Genomic DNA, 21,412 nt, shown 5'->3' on the forward strand with positions numbered 1-21,412 from the left:
ATGAGGCGATCGCACGTGACGACCGTGTCATTGCTCGCGGCGCTGGCGCTGGCCGCCTGCACCAACGCGAAGGACGTTCTCGAACCCTCGGCCATCGCCCCGCAGTCGCCAACGGCCGGAACCGGCACGGCTGCAACGCCCACCACACCTGCAACGACCGCGCAGTCTTCCGCAGCAACAGAGCCTCCCGCCCCTGCGCAGCCTGCAACCACGACCGCGCCGCCCGCAAAGAGCGCCGCCGTCATCGCACGAACCCGACTGCAGGTAGCGCCGATCGTCGGCGCCTCGGTGGAAGCCGCGACACCGCTGACCGCGGCGCTTCAAACGCGAGCCAAGCAGCGCGGCATCACCTTGGCAGGCAGCGCCGGCCAGACCCCGACGCATGTGCTGAAAGGCTATTTCTCAACGATGTCGGAAGGCAAGGATACCACCGTTATCTATGTCTGGGACGTCTATGACCCGGCAGGCAACCGGCTGCATCGCATCAACGGTCAGCAGAAGGCGCCCTCGGTCAATGATGGCGAAGGCTGGGCTGCTGTCGCGCCGGAGACCATGCAGGCGATCGCCGATCAGACGATCGACCAGTTCGCCACATGGCTTGGCGGCCAAGCGGGCTGACCGGCGGGCCGACATGTTGCCGGCTTCCCTCGCCGTCGACGTTTATTGAGATTAGCCGGCGGATTCCCGATCACGACGCTTGCAATACCGGCACGGGCCGCTAAAAGCCCCGACTAAGGGGCTCAAGAGAGTCTGCCAGAGTCTCCATCCTTCACCAGGAACGGTGCATGAAGCTTTTCGCGGGCAATTCCAACAGGGTGCTGGCCGAAGCGGTCGCCCGCTATCTCAACATCCCGCTGGGCAAAGCCAGCGTCAGGCGCTTCGCCGATCAGGAAATCTTCGTCGAGATCCAGGAGAATGTGCGCGGCGAGGATGTCTTCGTCCTGCAGTCCACCTCGTTCCCGACCAACGATCACCTGATGGAACTGCTCATCATGATCGATGCCTTCATGCGCTCGTCGGCCAAGCGCATCACCGCGGTCATTCCTTATTTCGGCTATGCCAGGCAGGACCGCCGCGCCTCGGGCCGCACGCCGATCTCGGCCAAGCTGGTCGCCAACATGATCACGCGCGCGGGCGTCGATCGTGTCTTGACGCTGGATCTCCATGCCGGCCAGATCCAGGGCTTTTTCGACATCCCGACCGACAATCTCTTCTCGGTGCCGGTCATGGCCCGCGACGTGAAGGCGAAATACAAGAAGCTTGCCAATGTCATGGTCGTGTCGCCGGATGTCGGGGGCGTGGTCCGCGCCCGCGCGCTCGCCAAGCGCATCGATGCCCAGCTTGCCATCGTCGACAAGCGTCGCGAGCGCCCCGGTGAATCGGAAGTCATGAACGTCATCGGCGACGTGCGCGGCAAGGATTGCCTGCTGATCGACGACATCATCGATTCGGGCGGTACCTTGTGCAATGCGGCCGATGCACTGCTTGCCGCCGGCGCCACCAGCGTCACCGCCTACACCACCCATGGCGTTTTGTCGGGCGGCGCCATCGCCCGCATCGGCGCCTCGAAACTGCAGGAACTGGTCATCACTGATTCCATCCAGCCGACCCAGGCGGTGCTCGACGCCAGCAACATCCGCGTCATCTCCATCGCCGACCTGATGGGTGAGGCGATCTCGCGCACCGCGACCGAAGAATCGGTGTCGAGCCTGTTCGACTGAAATCTGCCAGCCTACAGCGCCGCGCGTCCAGCGGACGCGCAAAGGACGCTGTAGCACTTTGATTTTGCGCACGATCCTTTCCGAACCGAAGGTTCGGGGTCATGCGCTATCCGTTCGTCGACACCCTGATGTTGTCCCTTGACCCGCGCATATAGCCGCGCGGCGACGCTCCCAGCATGCGCTTGAACATGGTGATAAAGGCCGGCACGCTGTCATAGCCGAGGTCGAGCGCCACCCTTGTGATCGGCTCGCCGTCGGCCAGCCTCGGCAAGGCCGCGAACAGACAGGCCTGCTGGCGCCATGTCGACAGCGACAATCCGGTCTGGCGATGAAAGGCACGGGTGAAGGAACGGCGGCTCATGCCGACGATATCGGCCCATTCGTCGATTGTCGCGTGCGGCGAGGGTGCTGCGACGAAGCGCCGGCAGAGTGCCGCAAGCCTTGGATCTGAAGGAAAAGGCAGGCCGAGCGGCCGTTCCGGCAGGTTCGGGATTTCATGCAGCAGGAGGCTCATGATCAGCCCGCCGCGCCCCTCCAACTCGGCGCCCTGCGGCAGCTTTTCCGATTCCACGATCAGGCTGTGCATCAGATCTGTAATGCCGACGACGCGCAGCCCATGCGGCAGCCCCGCAATGGCGTCCGGCATCACATAGACCGAGCGCATGCTGACGTCGCCAAGCATCTCGACGGAATGCTCGGTGCCGGCAGGAATCCACATCGCATGATCGGGAGGCACCATCCAGCGCCCATGCCGCGTCGTAACCAGCACGACGCCGACAAGCGCATGCAGCAATTGACTGCGACTGTGACGGTGCTGCGGCACATGGTAGCCGTCGGGATATTCGGTCGGCAGGGCCACCGCCGGCCCGACGGCCTGCTCCAGCCACTGCCAGCGGCGCTGATGCAACTGCCCGAGATCGGTGAACTGGCCGAGATCGGTGTCGCCCGCTTTGAAGATTTCGTTGCCATGCGGCATTGGGTATTGGCCCACTCGCGAAACTATTGGACCAAACCACGAAAGAAGTCGCCCGGCAAGTGACTTATAAGGCAGCGGGGCCATAAGGGCCGCCTGCGGGAGCGTCCGCCAAAAAGACCATGGAGCCTGCCTTGACCGATACGACAGCTACCACCGCCACGCCGGCGACGGCCAGCCACACTTCGGCGCAAGCGACGGCCTTCACCGTCATCCTTGCGGTGAGCTTCTGCCATTGTGTCAACGACGTCATGCAGTCGCTGCTGTCGGCCATCTATCCGCTGCTGAAGGGCAATTACGGTCTCGATTTCTGGCAGATCGGTCTATTGACCTTCACCTTCCAGGTGACGGCGTCATTGCTGCAGCCGCTGATTGGCATGGTCACCGACAAGCGGCCGATGCCCTATTCGCTGCCCTATGGCATGGCGTCCTCGCTGATCGGCCTGATCGTGCTGGCCTATGCCGGACACTATTGGCTGCTGCTGATCGGCGCGTCGCTGATTGGCATCGGCTCGGCGATCTTCCACCCGGAATCCTCCCGCATCGCCCGCTTCGCTTCGGGCGGCAGGTTCGGCCTGGCGCAATCGCTGTTCCAGGTCGGCGGCAATCTCGGCCAGGCCATCGGGCCGCTGCTGGCCGCCTTCATCGTCGTGCCCTTCGGCCAGACCAGCATAGCCTGGTTTGCCGCCGGCTCGCTGATCGGCATCCTCGTGCTGTGGCGGGTTGGCGGCTGGTACAGCCGCCTGCGCGCCTCGCTCGCCAACCGCAAAGCGGCCGGCTTCGTCTCGCCCTTCCCGCGCCGCAAGGTGATGGGCGCGCTGGCGGTGCTGACCTTGCTGGTGCTGACCAAGAACGCCTACATGGCCAGCCTCGCCAGCTACTACACCTTCTACGCCATCGATAAATTCGGCGTTTCGGTGCAGATGTCGCAAGTCATGCTGTTCCTGTTCCTCGGCGCCTCGGCGCTGGGCATCCTACTCGGCGGCCCGTTCGGCGACCGCTACGGACAGAAGGCGATGATCTGGTTCTCTATCGTCGGCGTGCTGCCCTTTACGCTGGCCCTGCCCTACGCCAATTTCGAATGGACGATGATCCTGACCGTGCTGATCGGCCTGATCCTGTCCTCGGCCTTCTCGAACATCGTCGTCTTCGCCCAGGAGCTGGTGCCGGGCCGCGTCGGCATGATCGCCGGCATCTTCTTCGGCTTCGCCTTCGGCATGGGCGGCATCGCCGCCGCCGTGCTCGGCGTCGTCGCCGACATGAAAGGCATCGACTTCGTCTTTCAGATCTGTTCCTACCTGCCGTTGCTCGGGCTGCTGACGGTTTTCCTTCCCAACATGAGGCAAGCCAGGATGATCGATGAAGAGACCACGATCGGTGAAGCTTGAGTTGGATTTCGGCCTTAAGCTACGCTGTCATTGCTCTCAGGAGCAGCCGTCTTCCTGCTCACCCTACGCGTGAGTATGGTCACAGGTCGATTTTTGTCGTCACGTGCCACAAAGCTTTCTAAACGCACTGATCGCAGCGACGACTCTGGAATGGACGTCCTTGTCTGAAGGAACCGGCAGAGTGTGAATGACCCGCCGGATCTGCAGATCGCCGATCAGCAGGTTCAGGAACCAATCGGCCGCTATGCGCGCAGACGGCGCGGCCAGCACGCTGCTCTCCAAGCCGCGCTGGATCAGTTTCTCGATCAGCGGAAATACAGAATCGCGACCACCTGCGGCGATCGTCGCACCCAATTCGCCACTTTCGTCAGAAGCAGCCGCGCAGTTCAGGGAAATTGCCCGCTCGCCAAGCAGCATCGATAGCAGGATCGGAGAAACATCTTCAAGGGTTACCAGAGGATCGGCGTCGTCCCTGATTGCCGCATCCAGTGCCGCCTTCGTCGCCCTTGCATTGTTTTCGACCATCGTCTTGAACAGGCCCTTCTTGTCGCCATACCAGCGATAGAGGGTTTCGTTTGACGCCTTTGCCTCTTTGGCTATGCCAAGCATGGAAGTCCCGCCGTAGCCTCTTTCCTTGAGAAGCTTGTAGGCTGCCCTCTCGATATGTGCTCGACGCGCAGCCTTGGTGTCCTCGCGCATTCCAATCTCCGAACTGCCCATCTTCGAAACTGCCAAGCTCCGAAACTGCCAAATCTTCGAAACTGCCAATCCTCGAAACTGCCAATCCTCGAAACTGCCAATCCTCGAAACTGCTTGACCAAAACCGTACACGTTTGTACGTATATGTGAAAGCGTACACGATGATACGGTTCTATGGAAGCAGTGATGCCTGGCATAGTGGTAGGACTGTCGGTCACATCGATCGTCTTTTCCGGGGCGATTTTCGGATTTTTCTACGCCTGGGTCTGCTCCACAATGTGGGGGCTTGACCAGACTGATCCCCGAGTGGCGATCGAGGCTATGCAGGCGATGAATGCGTCGGTTCGCAACGCCGTATTCTTTCCGGCATTCTTTCTGACGCCGGTCGTTCTCGGGCTCACGGCTGCCGCGATGCTTTTCGATGGCCGCAAGTCGCCTGCGTTCTGGTTCGCTGCCGCGGCGCTCGTCTATCTGACATCGGGCCTTTTCCTCACATTGACGGTGAACGTGCCGATGAACGAGGCATTGGCAGCAATTCCCGTTCCCAAGGATATCGAGACTGCGCGAGAGATCTGGCAGGACTATTCACAACGGTGGCAGTTCTGGAACCAGGCGCGAACCATCGCTTCAGGAATCGCCTTGGCTTTTGCCGGCTTCGGTCTGGTGAGGCTGTGACCGGGAGCGCCCAGCAGAGCAAGGTGGCCAGCCGACATCAGGCAAGGCCGCGGTGAATGACATTGGCATGCCCTTGCCAGCAGGCCCCAACGCGCTTCCGGCGTGTGCCGTTCAGCCTGCCGCGGGCATTGCCCCTGTGGCGGTTCCAGTTTCCATTCATATTCGGGCTTGGGCCGGCGACGCCGACTTTGGCTTCTGTCAGCCGCTCTCATAGTTCATGCCGTCGACATCAAGGTCTGAGGTCAGCCACTCGGGAAAACCGCCTTCGAACCGGCGTGAGGCCCAGCCGCGCGTCCTCAGGATTGCCAGCGCGTCGGCAGAAAGAACGCACTGGACACCACGGCAATAGGCGACGATGACCTTCTCTCGTGGAAGCTCCGCAAGTCGATCCTCCAACTCACTCACGGGAATGTTGATCGCACCCGGCAAATGCCCGGCTGCGTATTCCTCCTGCGGCCGAACGTCGAGCAGCACGACTTCGTTGTCTCGCATGCGGCGCACGAGTTCCTCGCGCGAGATGTTCTCCAGTCTGTCCGGCCGGCTCATAGTGTCGTTGATGAGCTCACGGATTTGCTCGCGCCTATGGTTCGCAAGGCTTCGCAGTGCCGCGAGCACGTCTTCGATCGGCCCATCTGCCAAACGATAGAGCACGCGTTTCCCGTCTCGCCGGGTCTGCACCAAGCCGGCCCGCTTGAGGTGTTGAAGATGCTGCGAGGTGTTGGCCAACGCGATCCCGGAAAGCTGCGTCAGCTGTTCTACGGCCAATTCGCCGTCGGCAATTTGGCGGAGGAGAACCAGCCGGTGTGCATGTCCCAGCGTTCGGGCGAGATCGGCTATTTCGTCAAAGATCGGATGATGGACGTCTGCGTTTTTCATACCGCATGGCTATCATCAATCAATCGATCAATCAATACATTGAATGAGAGGTTTTAATTGGTTAGTGTCTGACTCCGTGGACAAGGGAGGAGCATAGAAATGGATGAGCAGGTTGAGTTCGTTGTCCGCGCAGCCGCGATCGGAGCAGGAGCGACGGCGGTGATGGATCTTTGGGGGTTGTTTCTGAAGCTTGCGTTCGCAATTCCATCGCTTGATTATGCCTGGGTCGGCCGCTGGATTGGGCACTTTCCGCGAGGACGTTTCGCGCATGCGAATATCGCGCAGGCGCCCCGAATTCGTGGCGAAACGCCTATCGGTTGGGTTGCGCATTACGCGATCGGCATCGTCTTTGCTGCATCGCTGATGGGAGTATGGGGCCTCGACTGGGCACGACAGCCGACATTGCTTCCTGCCCTTCTTGTCGGCATGGCCACTATTGTCGCCCCATTCTTCATAATGCAGCCAGCTTTTGGAGCCGGAATTGCAGCCTCGAAAACGCCCAACCCGCACACTGCGCGTCTGCGCGGCCTCATGACTCATCTGTCCTTCGGCGTCGGGCTGTATGTCGCTGCGTTGCTTTCGGCACGCCTGTTTCCGGTCTGACACTGATCGATTGCGGTCGGCTTTCAGGCCGACTGCCTAGCCACACTTCCTGTTACTGGCTGATCGCAACCAGGACGGAGCCCACTTCCACCTTGGCCGGATAGGTCCTGAGATTCACACAGGGCGGCAGCCGCATTGCCGCGCCGGTGCGATAGTCGAAGGCGCCGGCGTGCTTGGGGCATTCGACCTGGTAGTCCATGACAAGCCCATCGGCGAGATGGACGGCCTCGTGCGTGCACAGGCCATCGGTGCAGAAGACCTCGTCATCGGGCGAGCGGAAGACGGCGTAGGTCTTGCCGCCATAGTCGAAGCGGCGGGCCCCTTCCTGTTCGATGTCGTCGAGGCTGCAGGCCGTAATCCAGCTGAACATTTGCTTTCCTTCGATAATGAACTGCGCAGGGAACCGTCCAGGACGGCCCGTGCAGCCGTCCTGGAGGGCTTGCTGCGGCCTAGTTCTTGTTGAGGTAGTCGGCCATGTTGGCCGGCGTGACCAGTTCGAACGGGACGTAGACGACGCGATCGACTTTCTCACCCTTGGCAAGGGCGAGTGCGGCGTCGACGCCGCCGCCGCCCTGCCCCTTGGCGTTCTGGAACACCGTCACCGCAAGATCGCCCGCCTTCATCGACTGCAGGCCATCCTGGGTGGCATCGATGCCGCCGACGACGACGTCCTTCATGTCGACGCCGTTCGCCTTCAGCGCCAGGATGGCGCCGATGGCGGATTCGTCATTGTTGGCGATGACGGCGTCCGGCGCCTGACCGGCGGTCAGCCAGTTGGTCATCAGGTTCTGCGCATTGTCGCGCGCCCACTCGGACGACTGCTTATCGACGATCTCGATGAAATTGCACATGTCGGTGCCGAAGATCTGTTCGACATCTTTCGTCCGCTGCAGCGCTGCCTGGTGAACGAGACTGCCCATGACGATGTAGGCCTTGGCGCCCGCCGACTTGCCCTTGGCGCGCAGCAGCTTGCATACCTCGAACGCCTCCAATGTGCCGGATTCAACCTCGTTGGAACCGACATAGACCTGCTTGTCGGGAAGATTGGCCATGTCGGTGGGCTCGAGATTGACGAAGACGAGCGGAATACCAGCGCCCGCGGCCTCGTCGCTGATGGTCTTGGAAGCGTTGGTGTCGACCAGCGTGACGACGATGGCATCGACGCCGTTGGCGATGAAGTTCTTCACCTGGTCGAGCTGCTTGGCGACATCGTTCTGCGCATCCTCGACCTGGATGCCGACGCCCTTTTCCTTGGCTCGGTCCTGCATTCCGTGCATCAGCAGCGTCTGGAAATTGTTGTCGAAATTGACGATGCTGACGCCGATCGTTTCTGCCATCGCAGCGGTCGACATCATTGTCGCCAACGCTGCCGAACACAGAAGTTTCTTCATGGATTTCCTCCCTCTGGACGTGGAGTGCCGGCTCACTCCTTTTTGGAATACCGGCCCTTTCGGGATCGCTGACGGCGCTATTTGGCCGCGGCGTTGGCGCGCGCCTTCTTCTTCTCGTAACGGGCCTGCATGCGGGCCTCGCCTTCCTTGCTGCCGTCGTGGAAAGTGCCGAACCACCTGTCGAACGGGATGAGGCCGTCGCCGTAGTTCACCTCGAAATATTTGTGGTGGAGGTAGTGGATGTAGGCGTGGCTATCGACGGCTTTGTCCTCGCCGAGTTCGACCTTGTCGAAGCCGACATGGCCGGGGATGGCGCCGAAGCCGGCGAAGTGAAGTTGATAGAGCGCCAGGATCGGGTTGGACGGGATGATGAGATGCCACAGCGCAACCCCGAGATAGCCGAACTGCTCGACCGGATGCATCGACAGCGACGACCATGGCGAGGGGTTCACCGAATTGTGGTGGACCGAATGCACCCATCTGTAGAGCGGCCCCCAATGGATGGCCCTGTGCAGCAGGAAGAAATGGGTCTCGTGGATGATCGGCGCCGCCAGCGCCAGGCAGAACAGGTAAACGGGGTGCTCGGCAAAGGTGAGCCACGGCACGTAGCCGTTGGCATAGGCATGGAGGATGGCGACCTCGATCGCCGTCCAGATCGGCAGCCCGGTGCCGAAGGTGCGCAGCATGTTGTCGATATTCTGGCTGCCGAAGAAAAAGGCCTTGCTCTTCTGCTCGGACGGCCATTTGCCATTGTATTTGAACCTGTTGCCCTGAGCCCGCAGGATGTAGAGCCTGAGCTCGAAGACGCCGAAGAACAATAGAAGGGCTGCGCAGTTGACGATGACGAGCCTGACGATCCAGCCCCAGGAGAGCGTCTTCATCACCGCGACATCGGGCAGCACGAACTGCCACCAGGCCACCGCCGAAAGGGCGAACAGCAGATTGTAGGGCAGGAAGTAGTGCGGCAGCCACTTCAGCAGCGCGAGCGGCCGCGGCGGAAAGACGAAGAGCGGCGCGGTGCCGGCCGGTTCGTCGGGGGCCCAGTCGCCGCGCTTGTTGCGCTTGCCGTATTTTAGGTCGTCCATATCGTTTCTCACAAGGCTTGGGAGAGGGTCAGGAAGCGGTCGAAGACGGCATCGTCCATGTCGACCTGATGCCCTGCTTGGGGGTAAGTGCCACCGGCCACGTCGGTCGCGAAGGCACGGAAAGCGGCGATGCGCTTTGCCTGTAATTCGGCTTCCAGCGTGACGAAATCGGCATAACGCTTGGCATGGCGGGGGTAGTGGCCGGTGTGGGTGCCGAGCACGTCGCTGGAAAACAGGTATTGCGTGTCGCAAGCCGAGCCGCAGCCCATGCCCATGGTGATCAGCGGCGTCGAGCGGGTGATGTGCTCGGCCAACCGCACCGGCACCACCTCGACCTCGATGCAGGCAGCGCCCGCATTCTCCAAATCCTTGGTTGCGCGCAGGACCTTGAGGGCCTCCTCGGCTGTCCTGCCCACAGCGCGAAAATTCGTCCAGGTGGCGCGGTTCGGCACCAGGCCGACATGGCCGGTGACGGGAATGCCCTCCGCCGCCATCGCCTCGATGAAGCGCGGCGAATGCGAGCAGTAGATAGCATCGGCGCCGCGTCGCATCATCGCGAAGCCGAGACGTACCGCTTCGTCGGGCGAGGCAACCGCGCCATGCGCCATGCCGACCGACAAGAACGCGTGAGGTGCGGCGGCGCGGATGGCTTCGAGTTTGTGGTCGGGCTCGCAGGACAGGATGGTGATGTCGCAGGCAACCGCCGCAGCCGCTTCGGCCGGCGTATCGACATGCAGTTGCAGCCATTTGCGAGTGCCCTTGGCGCTCTGCAGATCGTAGGCCGTCAGCCGTCTGGTCACCTGTCATCCTCCCGTTTGCTGAGGGGATAACATCGCGGCTGGCGGAAGGCCGCTTATTCCTTGATCAAATCAGATCAAACGTTCTCGGCGGTGAAAGTGACGAAGCGGATCGGCGGATTGTCGACCGGTAGGTCGTGCAGGTTCAATTTCGACAGCGCCAGATCCATGGCGCGTCTTGCCTGCGCCTCTGGCGCCTGGTCGAGCACCACGTCCATCGTGCCCTGGCGAAGGGCAGTGGCACTGCGCTCGGTGAGTTCATGGCCGACGAAGAACACCTCGCGGCCACGCGGATGGCGTCTTAGCACGTCGTTCAGCGCGGCGTTGGCGCCGCCGGCATTATAAAGCCCGGCAAGGTCCGGCCAGCGTGTCAGTGCCTCGACCAGTTGCCCGGCGTTTCGGTCGCCCTCGTCATGGCCGAACAGAGCCGCGACCGGTTCGAATTCGCCGCCGGCCTCCATCAGATAGTCAAAGAAGCCGCGCACGCGGTCGCGGTGCACGCGGTAGATCTGGCTATGGCAGATCACCACCACCTTGCCCGGCCGCCTTTGCATGCGCGACATCAGCAGCCCGGCCATGCGCCCAGCCGCATAATTGTCGATGCCGACATACTCGCCGCTGGTGCCCGAAATCTGCGTGACGATCTGCACCGTCGGGATCTTCTCCGCCTCCAGCCGCCTGAGTGCCGCACCGACGAGCGGATGGTCGGGAACCGCCAGGATCAGGGCGGCACGGCGCATGTCGGGATCGAGTATCCGCTGCGCGATGGCCGCGGGATTTGCCTCATCGAGAAATGTCCGGTGTACGGCGATTGTCCGATCCAATGTGGCGGCGATGCGCTCGAAGGCGCGGGACAGGCGGGCAAAGAAGGTGGCATCCGGGCGGACCAGGATAACCTCGATCCTGATCACTCCCCGATGGGCTTCCGGCAGGCGGCGCGGATAGTCGAGCGAGCGCGCGGCGGCGACGACCTTTTCGACGGTTGCGGGCCTGACACCGCCCCTGCCGTTCAGCACGCGTTCGACCGTCGCTGTGCCGACCCCGGCGCGGTGGGCTATCTCAAGGAAAGTGGGCTTCGGAATCTTGGTTCTCCGCTGTTACGATATTGGTGCCTGGCCAGCCGCATCCGCTTTTCCAAGGATAGATCATCTTCGGACTCTCCCAAAAGGCCCCATCCGGCGATGTTCGCAATCGAATGCACCGGCTGTCCGGCAGTCGGTTGCTTCAGGGCTTTCGGAGTGACAATGTCGGCTCCTGGGCCAAAGGCAGACATTGCAATGCCCGCCTTTGGCTTGCACCCCGCCCCACCTTCCGCTATAGAGCCGCCACCCGCGTAGACACCCTTGGAGGCAACGCGGCGGAAGGCTGTCCGGCCTCACGTGATCCCAAAAAAGATTTTGGACCAGATCATGTAAGGCCATGACGGCTTTCGACGTTTACGGCCCAGGCACCTCGCCGGCCGCGAACGCTCCAGAACAACGCGAAAGGAAATGCCATGAGCGATACTTACGAGCTCAAGGCCGAAGCGCGCGAACAGGTCGGTAAGGGGTCCGCCCGTGCAGTTCGCCGCAACGGTAAAGTGCCTGCAGTAATCTACGGCGACAAGCAGCCTCCCCTGGCGATTGCGCTGACCTACAAGGACATCTACTACAAGATCCATGGCGGCGGGTTCCTGACCACGATCGCCACGATCGATGTCGACGGCAAGAAGATCCAGGTCCTGCCCAAGGACTTCCAGCTCGACCCGGTCAAGGATTTCCCTGTCCACGTCGACTTCCTGCGCATCGGCAAGGACACCGAAGTCAATGTCGACGTGCCGGTCCACTTCATCAACGAGGACAAGTCGCCCGGCATCAAGCGCGGCGGCGTGCTCAACATCGTGCGTCACGAGGTCGAGTTCCACTGCCCGGCCAATGCGATCCCGGAATTCATCACCGTCGATCTCACCGGCACCGATATCGGCGATTCGATCCACATCTCGGCGGTCAAGCTGCCGGCCGGCGTCAAGCCGGTGATCTCCGACCGCGACTTCACCGTCGCAACCATTGCCGGCTCCGCGGCGATGAAGCCGGAGGCGGAGGAAGAGACGGTCGAAACGGCTGAGCCTGAAGCGGCTCCTGCCGCCGAAGAGAAGTAATCCCTTTCCGCCCGGAGGTGACGATGCTGCTGTTTGCAGGCCTCGGCAATCCGGGCGCGAAATACGCCAACAACCGGCACAATGTCGGCTTCATGGCGGCGGACGCAATCGCCCGCCGCCATTCCTTTTCGCCCTGGTCGAAAAAGTTTCAGGGCCTGATCGCCGAAGGCACGCTTGGCGGCAAAAAGGTCGTCCTGATCAAGCCGCAGACCTTCGTGAATCTGTCCGGCCAGTCGGTCGGCGAAGCCCTGCGCTTTTACAAGCTCACCCCCTCGGCGCTGACCGTCTTTTATGACGAGATCGACCTTGCCGCCGGCAAGGTGCGGATCAAGGTCGGCGGCGGTTCCGGTGGCCACAATGGTATCCGCTCGCTCGACCAGCATATTGGAAAGGATTTCCGCCGTGTGCGCATTGGCGTCGGCCACCCCGGCGCCAAGGAAATGGTGCATGGCCATGTGCTTGGCGATTTCGCCAAAAGCGACCGCGAGTGGCTGAACGTGCTGCTCGACACCATCGCCGACGCTGCCGGACTGCTTGCCAAGGGCGACGACAATTCCTTCATGAATCGCGTGACGCTGGCCTTGCGCGACAAGCTCACGCCGACGGGCGACGACGACCGCCCGCCACCCAAGGCGCCAAAAACACAAAGCCACGTCCGTCAGGCGCGGCCGCAGCAGCCGGCGGTCAAGCTGCCCGAAACCGGTCCGATGGCCGCCATGCTGAAAAAGCTGTTTGGGGGCAAGGAATGAGCCTCGCCACGGATCGGGGCCGAAGGGGTTGACGTTCGTCACCCCTTTCGCCCATAGCCCTCATCAAATTCGATTTCCCGATAGGACCGGATAAAAATGGGTTTCAAATGCGGCATCGTTGGCTTGCCCAACGTCGGCAAGTCGACGCTTTTCAACGCGCTAACCAGGACGGCGGCGGCGCAGGCCGCCAACTATCCGTTCTGCACCATCGAACCGAACACCGGCGAAGTGGCGGTGCCCGACCCGCGCCTGCAAAAGATCGCGGCGATCGGCAAGTCGAAGGAGATCATTCCGACCCGCATCTCGTTCGTCGACATTGCCGGCCTGGTGCGCGGCGCCTCGAAAGGCGAAGGTCTGGGCAACCAGTTCCTGGCCAACATCCGCGAGGTCGACGCCATCGTCCATGTGCTGCGCTGCTTCGAAGATGACGACATCACCCATGTCGAGGGCCGCATCGATCCCGTCGCCGACGCCGAGACCGTCGAAACCGAGCTGATGCTCGCCGACCTCGACAGCCTCGAGCGCCGCATCGTGCAGTTCCGCAAGCGCGCTTCCGGCAAGGACAAGGAGGCGCTGACCGTGCTTCCGATGATGGAAGCAGCTCTTGAACTCCTGCAGGCCGGCAAGCCGGCTCGCATCCTGCTCAAAGGTATCTCCGCGGAGGATCTGCGCATCCTGCAGGGGCTGAACCTGCTGACGTCGCACCCCGTGCTCTATGTCTGCAATGTCGCCGAGGCCGACGCCGCTACCGGCAACGCGCACACCAAAGCGGTCGAACAGATGGCTGCCGCACAAGGCGCCCGCACCGTGGTGATTTCCGCGGCGATCGAAGCCGAGGTCGCACAGCTCAGCGATGACGAGGAAATGGAATTCCTGGCGACGCTGGGCCTCGAGGAACCCGGCCTGAACAAGGTGATCCGCGCCGGCTACGAGCTGCTGCAGCTCATCACCTATTTCACCGTCGGGCCGAAGGAGACGCGCGCCTGGACCGTGCACAAGGGCGCCAAGGCGCCGCAGGCGGCAGGCGTCATCCACACCGATTTCGAGCGCGGCTTCATCCGCGCCCAGACCATCGCCTACAACGACTTCGTCACGCTGGGCGGCGAAGTGGCGGCCAAGGAAGCCGGCAAGGCGCGCGACGAAGGCAAGGAGTATGTCGTCCAGGACGGCGACATCATGCTGTTCAAGTTCAACACCTGAGCTGACCGACGGCGCCTTCTTCTCCTTCTTCTCCTTCTTCTTCTTCTCCTTCTCCCCTTGGGGGAGAAGGTGGCCGAGCCCACGGGTCTTGCCTCCGGCAAGCCCGAGGACAGGCTCCGCTCGGTCGGATGAGGGGTGTTCCAGCTTGGCACTGCGGCACTCCGTGCAACACCCCTCGTCCGTCTCGGCGCTGCGCGCCGATCCACCTTCTCCCACAAGAGGAGAAGGGAGAGCCCGCGCGGCTCCCTCCCGCGCGGCTTGACTGCCCGCAATGCCCGGTCTAAGGGGCGTCAGCACTCAGGCCTGCTTTCGTCGAAAAGCGCCCGTCCCGTGCAATCCGAAACGACGCTCGAACCCATCCTTTAGGCCTCAGCAAGGGAGACCCGGCGATGATCAAGGCATTCGTCGTGGACAATGATCGCCTGCGCCTTGCCGACGATCTCTTGGCAAACAGCGACCAGGTCGTCTGGGCCGACCTCGTGAGCCCGACAAAGGAAGAGGAAGCCGCCATCGAGGCCTGGCTCGGTGTTGCCATTCCGACGCGCGAGGAGATGGAGGAGATCGAGATTTCGAGCCGCCTCTATGTCGAGGACGGCGCCTACTTCATGACCGCCATTCTGCCGGCACAGACCGAGGCCGACGATCCCTTGATGTCGCCGGTCACCTTCGTGCTGGCCGGCAACAGGCTGATCACCGTGCGTTACCACGAACCGAAGGCTTTCAAGACTTTTCCGCAGCGTGCCGAGAAAGTGGCGACCGGCTGCACCAGCGGAGACACCATCCTGATCGGCTTGCTGGAGGCGATCGTCGACCGCCTCGCCGACATTCTGGAGCGCGCCGGCCGCGACATCGAGGCGATCTCGCGCGACATCTTCCAGGCAAGCTCGACCAAGGCGTCCAAGCGCAACCGCGATTTTCAGGAATTGCTGAAGGCCATCGGCCGCAAGGAGGACATTGCCTCCTCGATCCGCGACAGCCTGATCTCGCTGCAGCGGCTCGCCGGCTTCCTCACCCACGCCTCGACCCAGACCAAGATGAGCAAGGACATTCGCGCCCGTATCAAGACCTTGTCGCGCGATGTGTTGTCGCTCGCCGACCACGCCACCTTCCTGTCGCAGAAGATCAACTTCCTGCTCGACGCGACGCTCGGCATGATCTCGATCGAGCAGAACGCCATCATCAAGATCTTCTCTGTCGCCGCGGTCATCTTCCTGCCGCCGACGCTGGTCGCCTCAATCTACGGCATGAATTTCAATGTCATGCCCGAACTGACCTGGAACTTCGGCTATCCTTTCGCCATTGGCTTGATGATCCTCTCGGCGATACTGCCCTTCTGGTACTTCCGCCGCCGCGGCTGGTTGTAGAGGCTTCGGAGCTTCTATCGCGTTGGCTGTTGCGTTGGGCGCGATGGCCTGGCGCATCAGAAATGACTTGACCAAATCCCGCCCCGCCTGCATCCGGGAACCCTATCCGTGGCGATCGTACAACCTTGAACCGGACTCCAAACCATGACCGGAAAGAGTTCCATACCATGACCGGAAAGACTTGGGCCTATGAGGATTTCGTCGAGGGCGCCTCGCTCGACCTCGGCACGAAGCTGGTGAGCGCGGCCGAGATCATCGAATTCGCGCAGGAGTTCGATGCGCAGCCGATGCATCTCGACGAGGCGGCGGGCAAGGCCAGCATCCTTGGCGGGCTGGCGGCCTCCGGCTGGCACACCTGCGCGATGTTCATGCGCATGCTGTGCGAGGCCTTCCTACTGGACTCGACCTCGCAAGGCGCCCCCGGTGTCGATCAGGTCCGGTGGAAGAGGCCGGTGCTGGCCGGCGACATCTTGAGCGGCAACACCACCGTCCTTGCCAAGCGCCTGTCCAGGTCCAAGCCCCAGCTCGGCCTCGTCACCATGCGCAGCGAGCTTTTCAACCAGCGTGGCGAAGGCGTCTTCGAACTCGAGAACACCGTCATGTTCCTCGCCCGTGATGCCGCACAGGGCCCCTCATGACATTGGACGAGTTCTTCTGCATCGGCATCACCGTCACGCTCGGTTCGCATACATTCGAACCCGAGGCGATCAAGGCGTTCGCCAGGAAATACGATCCGCAGATATTTCATCTCGACGAGGAGGCGGCGAAGAACAGCGTGTTCGGCGGCCTGTGCGCCTCGGGCTGGCACACAGCAGCAACCTGGATGAAATTGAACCTTGAGACCGGCGTGGAGGCCGAGGGCGCCCGCTGGGCCGGCGCTGAGCCCGCGCCCGAATTCGGCCCCTCGCCCGGCTTCAAGAACCTCAAATGGCTGAAGCCCGTCTATGCCGGAGAAACCGTGACCTTCACCCGCACCGCGCTTGCCCACCGCCCCATCATGTCACGGCCAGGCTGGCGGCTGCTGACGCTGCGCTCGGAAGCCTTCGATTCGACCGGCGACAAGGTCATCGAGTTCGAAAGCGCCGTGCTGGTCAAGATGGGGTAGTTTCTTCCTTCTCCCCCTGTGGGAGAAGGTGGCCGAGCGAAGCTCGGTCGGATGAGGGGTGTTCCAGCCTGGCACTGTGGCACTCCGTGCAACACCCCTCTTCCGTCTCGGCGCTGCGCGCCGATCCACCTTCTCCCACAAGGGGAGAAGGAAAAAGCGTATCAATGCCCTTCAAACCCGATCAGCGTCCTGACCGGCACGCCGAGTGCTTCGAGCTTGTCGCGGCCGCCGAGGTCCGGCAGGTCGATGACGAAGCAAGCGGCGAGAATGTCGGCGCCGATCTGGCGCAACAGCTGGACCGCCGCCGCCGCCGTGCCGCCGGTGGCGATCAGGTCGTCGACCAGGATCACCTTTTCACCCGGAGACACGCCGTCCCTGTGCATCTCCATCTCGTCCAGCCCATATTCGAGGCTGTAGGCGACGCGCACCGTCTCGTAAGGCAGCTTGCCCTTCTTGCGGATCGGCACGAAGCCCGCCGAGAGCTGATGGGCGACGGCGCCGCCAAGGATGAAGCCGCGCGCCTCGATGCCGGCGATCTTGTCGACTTTCTGGCCGGCATAGGGATGCACCAGCTCGTCGATGGCGCGGCGGAAGGCGCGCGCATTGCTTAGCAGCGTGGTGATGTCGCGAAACAGGATGCCCGGTTTGGGATAGTCCGGAATGGTGCGGATCGCGGCAAGCAGCGTGTCTTCGAGCGAAGGTTTCATGGGCGGCTCTCCGGGCATTCGTCCGATTCGACTTGAAGACGTGAAAAGGAACTCTGGCCGATCGTAACCCGGCGCGGCCGGCGACGGCTACCGCGATGTGGCGCCTGGAAGAAAATTGTCCGGCAAAGGACTGAGCCGGCCGCCTTCGGAATACGAAAAGGGCGTCTTTCGACGCCCTTTCAGTCTCGTGGGTTTGCGTAGCTCAATGCGCCACGCCGGCCCACACCTTGCGCTTGGTCAGATAGACCAGCGCGCCGAACAGCAACAGGAAAACCAGCACGCGAAAGCCGGTTTTCTTGCGGGCTTCAAGATGCGGCTCGGCTGCCCACATCAGGAAGGCCGACACGTCGCGGGAATACTGGTCGACCGTCTGCGGCGAGCCGTCGTCATAGGTCACCTGGTCGTCGGAAAGCGGGTTGGGCATCTTCAGCGACACGCCCGCTATGAAGTACGGATTGTAGTGGGTGCCTTCCGGTATCTCCATGCCCGCTGGCGGCTGCTCGTCATAGCCGGTCAGCAGCGAGTGGATATAGTCGGGACCGCCCTGGGCGTATTGCGTGAAGATGTCGAAGACGAAACGCGGAAAACCGCGCGTGACGCCGCGCGCCTTGGCCAGCAGCGACATGTCGGGCGGGGCAGCCCCGCCATTGGCGGCCGCCGCTGCCTGCTCGTTGGGGAACGGCGCCGGGAAATGGTCGGACGGTATGCCGGGACGATCGAACATGTCGCCGGCATCGTTGGGACCGTCATTGATCGTGTACTCGGCGGCCAGCGCCTTGACCTGCGCTTCCGAATAGCCAAGGTCTTCCAGTGTACGGAACGCCACCAATTTCATCGAATGGCAGGCCGCGCAGACTTCCTTGTAGACCTTCAGTCCGCGCTGCAGCTGCGCCTTGTCGTACGTGCCGAACGGCCCGGCGAAGCTCCAGTCCATCTCCTTCGGCTCGTGTATCGGGAAATGCGTCGGCTGGGCTTCGTTGTGCGCCTCCTCCTGGGCGATGGCCCCGGTGGTCGAGGCCGCAGTGCCTGCCAACACAAGGCCGAGCAGCGCCAGCGAGGTGAGAATCGTCTTCATGCCAAATCCCCTTGAGATTCTCTGCCGCGCCGTCGTCGTCTCGAGCATGAGCTTGTCCGAAAACCGGTCTCCACTTTTCGGCAACATGCTCAGCCCTTGGCTTCCGGTGCGGCTGTCGCGCGAGCCGGATGCCCGCCACCGCCACCCTTGTTCTTCTCGAGTACCGCCTCGGTGATCGAATTCGGCAACCGCCGCGGGGTCTCGATCAGGCCAAGCACCGGCAGCACGACCAGGAAGAAGGCGAAGTAGAACAATGTCGCCATCTGCGCCATGAAGACATAGCTGCCCTCGGCCGGCTGCGAACCCAGCCAGCCAAGCAGGACGGCATCGATCACGAACAGCCAGAAGAACAATTTGTACCAGGGCCGGTAGACCGCCGAGCGCACCTTTGAGGTGTCGAGCCACGGTACCAGGAACAGCATGGCGATGGAGCCGAACATCGCGAGCACGCCACCGAGCTTGGAGTTGATCGGCCCGATATTGAAGGTGATGGCGCGCAGGATCGCGTAGAACGGCAGGAAGTACCATTCCGGCACGATATGGGCAGGCGTCTTCAGCGGGTCGGCGACTGTGTAGTTGTCGGGATGGCCGAGAAAGTTCGGCAGGTAGAAGACGAAGTAGGCGAAGATGAACAGGAACACGAGCATCCCGAACGCGTCCTTGATGGTCGCATAAGGGGTGAAGGCGACGGTATCGGTCTTCGACTTGACCTCGATGCCGGTCGGGTTCGACTGGCCGACCACGTGCAGCGCCCATATATGCAGCACGACGACGCCGGCGATCATGAACGGCAGAAGATAGTGCAGTGAAAAGAAGCGGTTCAGCGTCGGGTTGTCGACAGCGAAGCCGCCGAGCAAAAGCTGCTGGATCCACTCGCCGACCAGCGGGACGGCGCTGAAGAAGCCGGTGATGACGGTCGCGCCCCAGAAGCTCATCTGCCCCCAGGGCAGCACATAGCCCATGAAGCCAGTCGCCATCATCAGGAGGTAGATGATGCAGCCGAGGATCCACAGAAGCTCGCGCGGCGCCTTGTAGGAACCGTAGTAGAGGCCGCGGAAGATGTGGATGTAGACGGCGACGAAGAAGAACGACGCGCCGTTCGAATGCAGGTAGCGCAACAGCCAGCCCGAATTCACGTCGCGCATGATCTTCTCGACCGAATCGAAGGCGAGAGTGCTGTCCGCCGCATAGTGCATGGCCAGCACGATGCCGGTCAGAATCTGCGCCGCCAGCATGGTCGCCAGGATGCCGCCGAAGGTCCACGCATAATTGAGGTTGCGCGGCACCGGATAGGCGACGAAGCTGTCATAGACCAGCCGCGGCAGCGGCATGCGGGCGTCGAACCAGCGTCCGATACCGGTCTTGGGCGTATAGGTCGAGTGTCCCTCGCTCATCGAAATATCCCTTAGCCTCAGCCGATACGGATCTTGGTGTCGGAAATGAACTGGAACACCGGCACCGACATGTTCTCCGGCGCCGGCCCGCCGCGGACGCGGCCGGCGGTGTCGTATACCGAACCGTGGCACGGGCAGAACCAGCCGCCGAACTCGCCTTCCTGGCCGAGCGGTATGCAGCCGAGATGGGTGCAGACCTGGACCATCACCATCCAGGCCTCCTTGCCCGGCATGGTGCGGTTGGCGTCCGTCGCCGGCGCATCGGCCGGCAAATTGGCATTGCGGGCGAGCGGATCCTTGAGCTGGGCCAGATTGACCGCCTCGCCATCCTTCATCTCTTGTTCGGTGCGGTTGCGCACCACCACCGGCTTGCCGCGCCATTTCACGACAAGCGACATTCCCGGCGTCAGCGAGGAGACGTCGACCTCGACCGAGGCCAGCGCCAGCGTCGAGGCATCCGGGCGCATCTGGTCGATGAACGGCCAAGCGACGGCACCCGCGCCGACCACCGCGGCCATGCCCGTGGCGACATAGAGAAAATCACGACGGTTGGGATCCTGGATGTCGGTTGCGCTCACGGGTGCCTGATCCTTTCGCCTCTTCCGTGCCGGTGGCCGAGGCTTGTTCCCCGCTCTTTCACGCCAACCCGACAGCGCATGGCGAACAGGCTAGCGAATTCCTCCGGCAATTGGCCTTCGGTTTATGCGTGAAGCCCGTTTTTGTCCAGACGGGTGAAGGCACAAGGGCAGATTGTCGCGGGGACGCAATTCGGCGTCGGGCGGCATGGCGGCGAAGAGGGCGAAACCACAGGAAAACAATGGCAAAACCGGCGCCGGTGTTTGCCTCGACAGGAGACCCAGCCTCGGTCTATCCTCGGCTCATGGCGCATGTCATCGACCGCGACAAATGGGCCAGGACGCCCGACCGCTGCCCCGACCATTGGCAGGGCGAACTGCAGTGCGGCGCGTACGGCTCCAGAAGCTGCCTGATCTTCAACTACCTGCCGGAGATCGGCGGCGGCCCGCGGCTGCACATGCATCCCTATTGCGAGATTTTCATCATCCGCACTGGCACCGGCCTGTTCACCGTCGGCGACCAGCAGATCGAGGCGTCGGCCGGCCAGATCCTGATCGTGCCGCCGAACACGCCGCACAAATTCACCAATCTCGGCCCAGGTCCGCTGGAGACCACCGACATCCACGAAAACGGCAGCTTCATCACCGAATGGCTGGAGTAGGCCCCGAACCGAAAGTCCGCGTCAGCGAAAAGTGGAAACCGGTTTTCGGAAAAGATCATGGTCAAACTGGATGCTATGGGGCGAGCGGCGAGGGTGTGGCATCCTTCGGCGCTGTCAAAACCACTATCAGAAGGAGGCGCCCCATGTCGCAATCTTTTAACACGAGCCGGTCCCTTACCGCTCTCGAACAGGATAACACGATCGTCGCCGTCATCGAATTGAGCAAGGCGAAATGG

At 62.3% G+C, this 21,412-nt stretch carries 24 protein-coding genes; 12 read left to right on the plus strand and 12 right to left on the minus strand.

Annotation, left to right across the window (positions count from 1 at the left end):
- Together AC0L3L_RS33125 and AC0L3L_RS33130 are read left to right on the plus strand one after the other, a co-directional pair.
- Positions 1 to 618: a hypothetical protein gene (locus tag AC0L3L_RS33125; RefSeq protein WP_473488743.1), complete on the plus strand. Its 618-nt coding sequence runs from the start codon at positions 1 to 3 to the stop codon at positions 616 to 618.
- Positions 619 to 785: 167 nt separating this feature from the next.
- Positions 786 to 1,721 carry a ribose-phosphate pyrophosphokinase gene (locus AC0L3L_RS33130; RefSeq protein WP_123148470.1) on the plus strand — a complete coding sequence of 312 codons (936 nt, stop codon included), beginning with the start codon at positions 786 to 788 and terminating at the stop codon, positions 1,719 to 1,721.
- A gap of 106 nt (positions 1,722 to 1,827) precedes the next feature.
- Here AC0L3L_RS33130 and AC0L3L_RS33135 read toward each other — a convergent pair whose 3' ends face one another.
- Positions 1,828 to 2,697, minus strand: a complete 870-nt coding sequence (locus tag AC0L3L_RS33135) for an AraC family transcriptional regulator (RefSeq protein ID WP_473527721.1) — start codon at positions 2,695 to 2,697, stop codon at positions 1,828 to 1,830.
- A gap of 131 nt (positions 2,698 to 2,828) precedes the next feature.
- Here AC0L3L_RS33135 and AC0L3L_RS33140 point away from each other — a divergent pair, with 131 nt between their 5' ends.
- Positions 2,829 to 4,082: an MFS transporter gene (locus AC0L3L_RS33140; RefSeq protein WP_473641422.1), complete on the plus strand. Its 1,254-nt coding sequence runs from the start codon at positions 2,829 to 2,831 to the stop codon at positions 4,080 to 4,082.
- 99 nt (positions 4,083 to 4,181) lie between these two features.
- Here AC0L3L_RS33140 and AC0L3L_RS33145 read toward each other — a convergent pair whose 3' ends face one another.
- Positions 4,182 to 4,781, minus strand: coding sequence for a TetR/AcrR family transcriptional regulator (locus AC0L3L_RS33145; protein ID WP_473641424.1), 600 nt, complete (start codon positions 4,779 to 4,781; stop codon positions 4,182 to 4,184).
- 186 nt (positions 4,782 to 4,967) lie between these two features.
- Between AC0L3L_RS33145 and AC0L3L_RS33150 the strand changes: the two genes are divergently transcribed.
- Positions 4,968 to 5,456 carry an anthrone oxygenase family protein gene (locus AC0L3L_RS33150; protein WP_473641425.1) on the plus strand — a complete coding sequence of 163 codons (489 nt, stop codon included), beginning with the start codon at positions 4,968 to 4,970 and terminating at the stop codon, positions 5,454 to 5,456.
- A gap of 198 nt (positions 5,457 to 5,654) precedes the next feature.
- Here AC0L3L_RS33150 and AC0L3L_RS33155 read toward each other — a convergent pair whose 3' ends face one another.
- On the minus strand, positions 5,655 to 6,332 hold the full coding sequence (locus AC0L3L_RS33155; RefSeq protein ID WP_473641427.1) for an ArsR/SmtB family transcription factor: 678 nt from the start codon (positions 6,330 to 6,332) through the stop codon (positions 5,655 to 5,657).
- Between the two features lie 99 nt (positions 6,333 to 6,431).
- On the opposite strand from AC0L3L_RS33155, the gene AC0L3L_RS33160 reads away from it, so the two are divergent.
- Positions 6,432 to 6,935 carry a DUF2938 domain-containing protein gene (locus AC0L3L_RS33160; protein ID WP_473641429.1) on the plus strand — a complete coding sequence of 168 codons (504 nt, stop codon included), beginning with the start codon at positions 6,432 to 6,434 and terminating at the stop codon, positions 6,933 to 6,935.
- Between the two features lie 52 nt (positions 6,936 to 6,987).
- On the opposite strand, the gene AC0L3L_RS33165 is transcribed toward AC0L3L_RS33160, so the two are convergent.
- From AC0L3L_RS33165 to AC0L3L_RS33185, 5 genes are all read right to left on the minus strand, one after another.
- Positions 6,988 to 7,305 carry a MocE family 2Fe-2S type ferredoxin gene (locus tag AC0L3L_RS33165; protein ID WP_473641430.1) on the minus strand — a complete coding sequence of 106 codons (318 nt, stop codon included), beginning with the start codon at positions 7,303 to 7,305 and terminating at the stop codon, positions 6,988 to 6,990.
- A 79-nt stretch (positions 7,306 to 7,384) separates the two neighbouring features.
- Entirely contained in the window at positions 7,385 to 8,326 is a 942-nt protein-coding gene (locus tag AC0L3L_RS33170) for a substrate-binding domain-containing protein (RefSeq protein ID WP_473527715.1), read from the minus strand.
- 77 nt (positions 8,327 to 8,403) lie between these two features.
- A complete protein-coding gene (locus tag AC0L3L_RS33175) occupies positions 8,404 to 9,411 on the minus strand; it encodes a sterol desaturase family protein (protein WP_473527714.1) in 1,008 nt (335 codons plus the stop codon).
- 8 nt (positions 9,412 to 9,419) lie between these two features.
- A complete protein-coding gene (locus tag AC0L3L_RS33180) occupies positions 9,420 to 10,211 on the minus strand; it encodes a 3-methyl-2-oxobutanoate hydroxymethyltransferase (RefSeq protein WP_473527713.1) in 792 nt (263 codons plus the stop codon).
- Positions 10,212 to 10,285: 74 nt separating this feature from the next.
- A complete protein-coding gene (locus AC0L3L_RS33185) occupies positions 10,286 to 11,290 on the minus strand; it encodes a LacI family DNA-binding transcriptional regulator (protein WP_473641444.1) in 1,005 nt (334 codons plus the stop codon).
- Between the two features lie 413 nt (positions 11,291 to 11,703).
- Between AC0L3L_RS33185 and AC0L3L_RS33190 the strand changes: the two genes are divergently transcribed.
- The 6 genes from AC0L3L_RS33190 (at position 11,704) to AC0L3L_RS33215 (ending at position 16,763) form a co-directional block, all read left to right on the plus strand.
- Positions 11,704 to 12,345 (plus strand): 50S ribosomal protein L25/general stress protein Ctc, encoded by a 642-nt coding sequence (locus AC0L3L_RS33190; protein WP_473641432.1) that lies wholly within the window; start codon positions 11,704 to 11,706, stop codon positions 12,343 to 12,345.
- Between the two features lie 23 nt (positions 12,346 to 12,368).
- A complete protein-coding gene (gene pth / locus AC0L3L_RS33195) occupies positions 12,369 to 13,094 on the plus strand; it encodes an aminoacyl-tRNA hydrolase (RefSeq protein WP_473527711.1) in 726 nt (241 codons plus the stop codon).
- A gap of 96 nt (positions 13,095 to 13,190) precedes the next feature.
- Positions 13,191 to 14,294: a redox-regulated ATPase YchF gene (gene ychF / locus AC0L3L_RS33200; protein ID WP_258122604.1), complete on the plus strand. Its 1,104-nt coding sequence runs from the start codon at positions 13,191 to 13,193 to the stop codon at positions 14,292 to 14,294.
- A 389-nt stretch (positions 14,295 to 14,683) separates the two neighbouring features.
- Positions 14,684 to 15,658: a magnesium/cobalt transporter CorA gene (corA, locus tag AC0L3L_RS33205; protein ID WP_473551886.1), complete on the plus strand. Its 975-nt coding sequence runs from the start codon at positions 14,684 to 14,686 to the stop codon at positions 15,656 to 15,658.
- Between the two features lie 167 nt (positions 15,659 to 15,825).
- Positions 15,826 to 16,296 (plus strand): MaoC family dehydratase, encoded by a 471-nt coding sequence (locus AC0L3L_RS33210; protein WP_473641434.1) that lies wholly within the window; start codon positions 15,826 to 15,828, stop codon positions 16,294 to 16,296.
- Positions 16,293 to 16,763: a MaoC family dehydratase gene (locus AC0L3L_RS33215; protein WP_473641436.1), complete on the plus strand. Its 471-nt coding sequence runs from the start codon at positions 16,293 to 16,295 to the stop codon at positions 16,761 to 16,763. The genes AC0L3L_RS33210 and AC0L3L_RS33215 overlap by 4 nt, the downstream gene beginning before the upstream one ends.
- Positions 16,764 to 16,924: 161 nt before the next feature.
- Here AC0L3L_RS33215 and AC0L3L_RS33220 read toward each other — a convergent pair whose 3' ends face one another.
- The 4 genes from AC0L3L_RS33220 to petA form a co-directional block, all read right to left on the minus strand.
- Positions 16,925 to 17,470, minus strand: a complete 546-nt coding sequence (locus tag AC0L3L_RS33220; RefSeq protein WP_095491616.1) for an adenine phosphoribosyltransferase — start codon at positions 17,468 to 17,470, stop codon at positions 16,925 to 16,927.
- Positions 17,471 to 17,672: 202 nt separating this feature from the next.
- On the minus strand, positions 17,673 to 18,545 hold the full coding sequence (locus AC0L3L_RS33225) for a cytochrome c1 (protein WP_473641438.1): 873 nt from the start codon (positions 18,543 to 18,545) through the stop codon (positions 17,673 to 17,675).
- Positions 18,546 to 18,634: 89 nt separating this feature from the next.
- A complete protein-coding gene (locus AC0L3L_RS33230) occupies positions 18,635 to 19,939 on the minus strand; it encodes a cytochrome b (protein WP_473641440.1) in 1,305 nt (434 codons plus the stop codon).
- Between the two features lie 17 nt (positions 19,940 to 19,956).
- On the minus strand, positions 19,957 to 20,517 hold the full coding sequence (gene petA, locus AC0L3L_RS33235) for a ubiquinol-cytochrome c reductase iron-sulfur subunit (protein ID WP_473490014.1): 561 nt from the start codon (positions 20,515 to 20,517) through the stop codon (positions 19,957 to 19,959).
- 302 nt (positions 20,518 to 20,819) lie between these two features.
- On the opposite strand from petA, the gene AC0L3L_RS33240 reads away from it, so the two are divergent.
- Entirely contained in the window at positions 20,820 to 21,176 is a 357-nt protein-coding gene (locus AC0L3L_RS33240) for a cupin domain-containing protein (RefSeq protein WP_473641446.1), read from the plus strand.
- The last annotated feature ends 236 nt before the right edge of the window (positions 21,177 to 21,412 follow it).

The organism is Mesorhizobium sp. WSM4849 (assembly GCF_055811385.1).

What these genes read in the sequence shown, in the direction of transcription:
- AC0L3L_RS33165 (WP_473641430.1), bottom strand. Translation starts at nt 7,305, where the DNA reads ATGTTCAGCTGGATTACGGCCTGCAGCCTCGACGACATCGAACAGGAA.
- AC0L3L_RS33135 (WP_473527721.1), bottom strand. Translation starts at nt 2,697, where the DNA reads ATGCCGCATGGCAACGAAATCTTCAAAGCGGGCGACACCGATCTCGGC.
- AC0L3L_RS33220 (WP_095491616.1), bottom strand. Translation starts at nt 17,470, where the DNA reads ATGAAACCTTCGCTCGAAGACACGCTGCTTGCCGCGATCCGCACCATT.
- AC0L3L_RS33190 (WP_473641432.1), top strand. Translation starts at nt 11,704, where the DNA reads ATGAGCGATACTTACGAGCTCAAGGCCGAAGCGCGCGAACAGGTCGGT.
- AC0L3L_RS33175 (WP_473527714.1), bottom strand. Translation starts at nt 9,411, where the DNA reads ATGGACGACCTAAAATACGGCAAGCGCAACAAGCGCGGCGACTGGGCC.
- pth (WP_473527711.1), top strand. Translation starts at nt 12,369, where the DNA reads ATGCTGCTGTTTGCAGGCCTCGGCAATCCGGGCGCGAAATACGCCAAC.
- AC0L3L_RS33225 (WP_473641438.1), bottom strand. Translation starts at nt 18,545, where the DNA reads ATGAAGACGATTCTCACCTCGCTGGCGCTGCTCGGCCTTGTGTTGGCA.
- AC0L3L_RS33130 (WP_123148470.1), top strand. Translation starts at nt 786, where the DNA reads ATGAAGCTTTTCGCGGGCAATTCCAACAGGGTGCTGGCCGAAGCGGTC.
- AC0L3L_RS33145 (WP_473641424.1), bottom strand. Translation starts at nt 4,781, where the DNA reads ATGCGCGAGGACACCAAGGCTGCGCGTCGAGCACATATCGAGAGGGCA.
- AC0L3L_RS33240 (WP_473641446.1), top strand. Translation starts at nt 20,820, where the DNA reads ATGGCGCATGTCATCGACCGCGACAAATGGGCCAGGACGCCCGACCGC.
- AC0L3L_RS33210 (WP_473641434.1), top strand. Translation starts at nt 15,826, where the DNA reads ATGACCGGAAAGACTTGGGCCTATGAGGATTTCGTCGAGGGCGCCTCG.
- AC0L3L_RS33155 (WP_473641427.1), bottom strand. Translation starts at nt 6,332, where the DNA reads ATGAAAAACGCAGACGTCCATCATCCGATCTTTGACGAAATAGCCGAT.
- AC0L3L_RS33215 (WP_473641436.1), top strand. Translation starts at nt 16,293, where the DNA reads ATGACATTGGACGAGTTCTTCTGCATCGGCATCACCGTCACGCTCGGT.
- corA (WP_473551886.1), top strand. Translation starts at nt 14,684, where the DNA reads ATGATCAAGGCATTCGTCGTGGACAATGATCGCCTGCGCCTTGCCGAC.
- AC0L3L_RS33125 (WP_473488743.1), top strand. Translation starts at nt 1, where the DNA reads ATGAGGCGATCGCACGTGACGACCGTGTCATTGCTCGCGGCGCTGGCG.
- AC0L3L_RS33150 (WP_473641425.1), top strand. Translation starts at nt 4,968, where the DNA reads ATGCCTGGCATAGTGGTAGGACTGTCGGTCACATCGATCGTCTTTTCC.
- AC0L3L_RS33160 (WP_473641429.1), top strand. Translation starts at nt 6,432, where the DNA reads ATGGATGAGCAGGTTGAGTTCGTTGTCCGCGCAGCCGCGATCGGAGCA.
- ychF (WP_258122604.1), top strand. Translation starts at nt 13,191, where the DNA reads ATGGGTTTCAAATGCGGCATCGTTGGCTTGCCCAACGTCGGCAAGTCG.
- AC0L3L_RS33170 (WP_473527715.1), bottom strand. Translation starts at nt 8,326, where the DNA reads ATGAAGAAACTTCTGTGTTCGGCAGCGTTGGCGACAATGATGTCGACC.
- AC0L3L_RS33230 (WP_473641440.1), bottom strand. Translation starts at nt 19,939, where the DNA reads ATGAGCGAGGGACACTCGACCTATACGCCCAAGACCGGTATCGGACGC.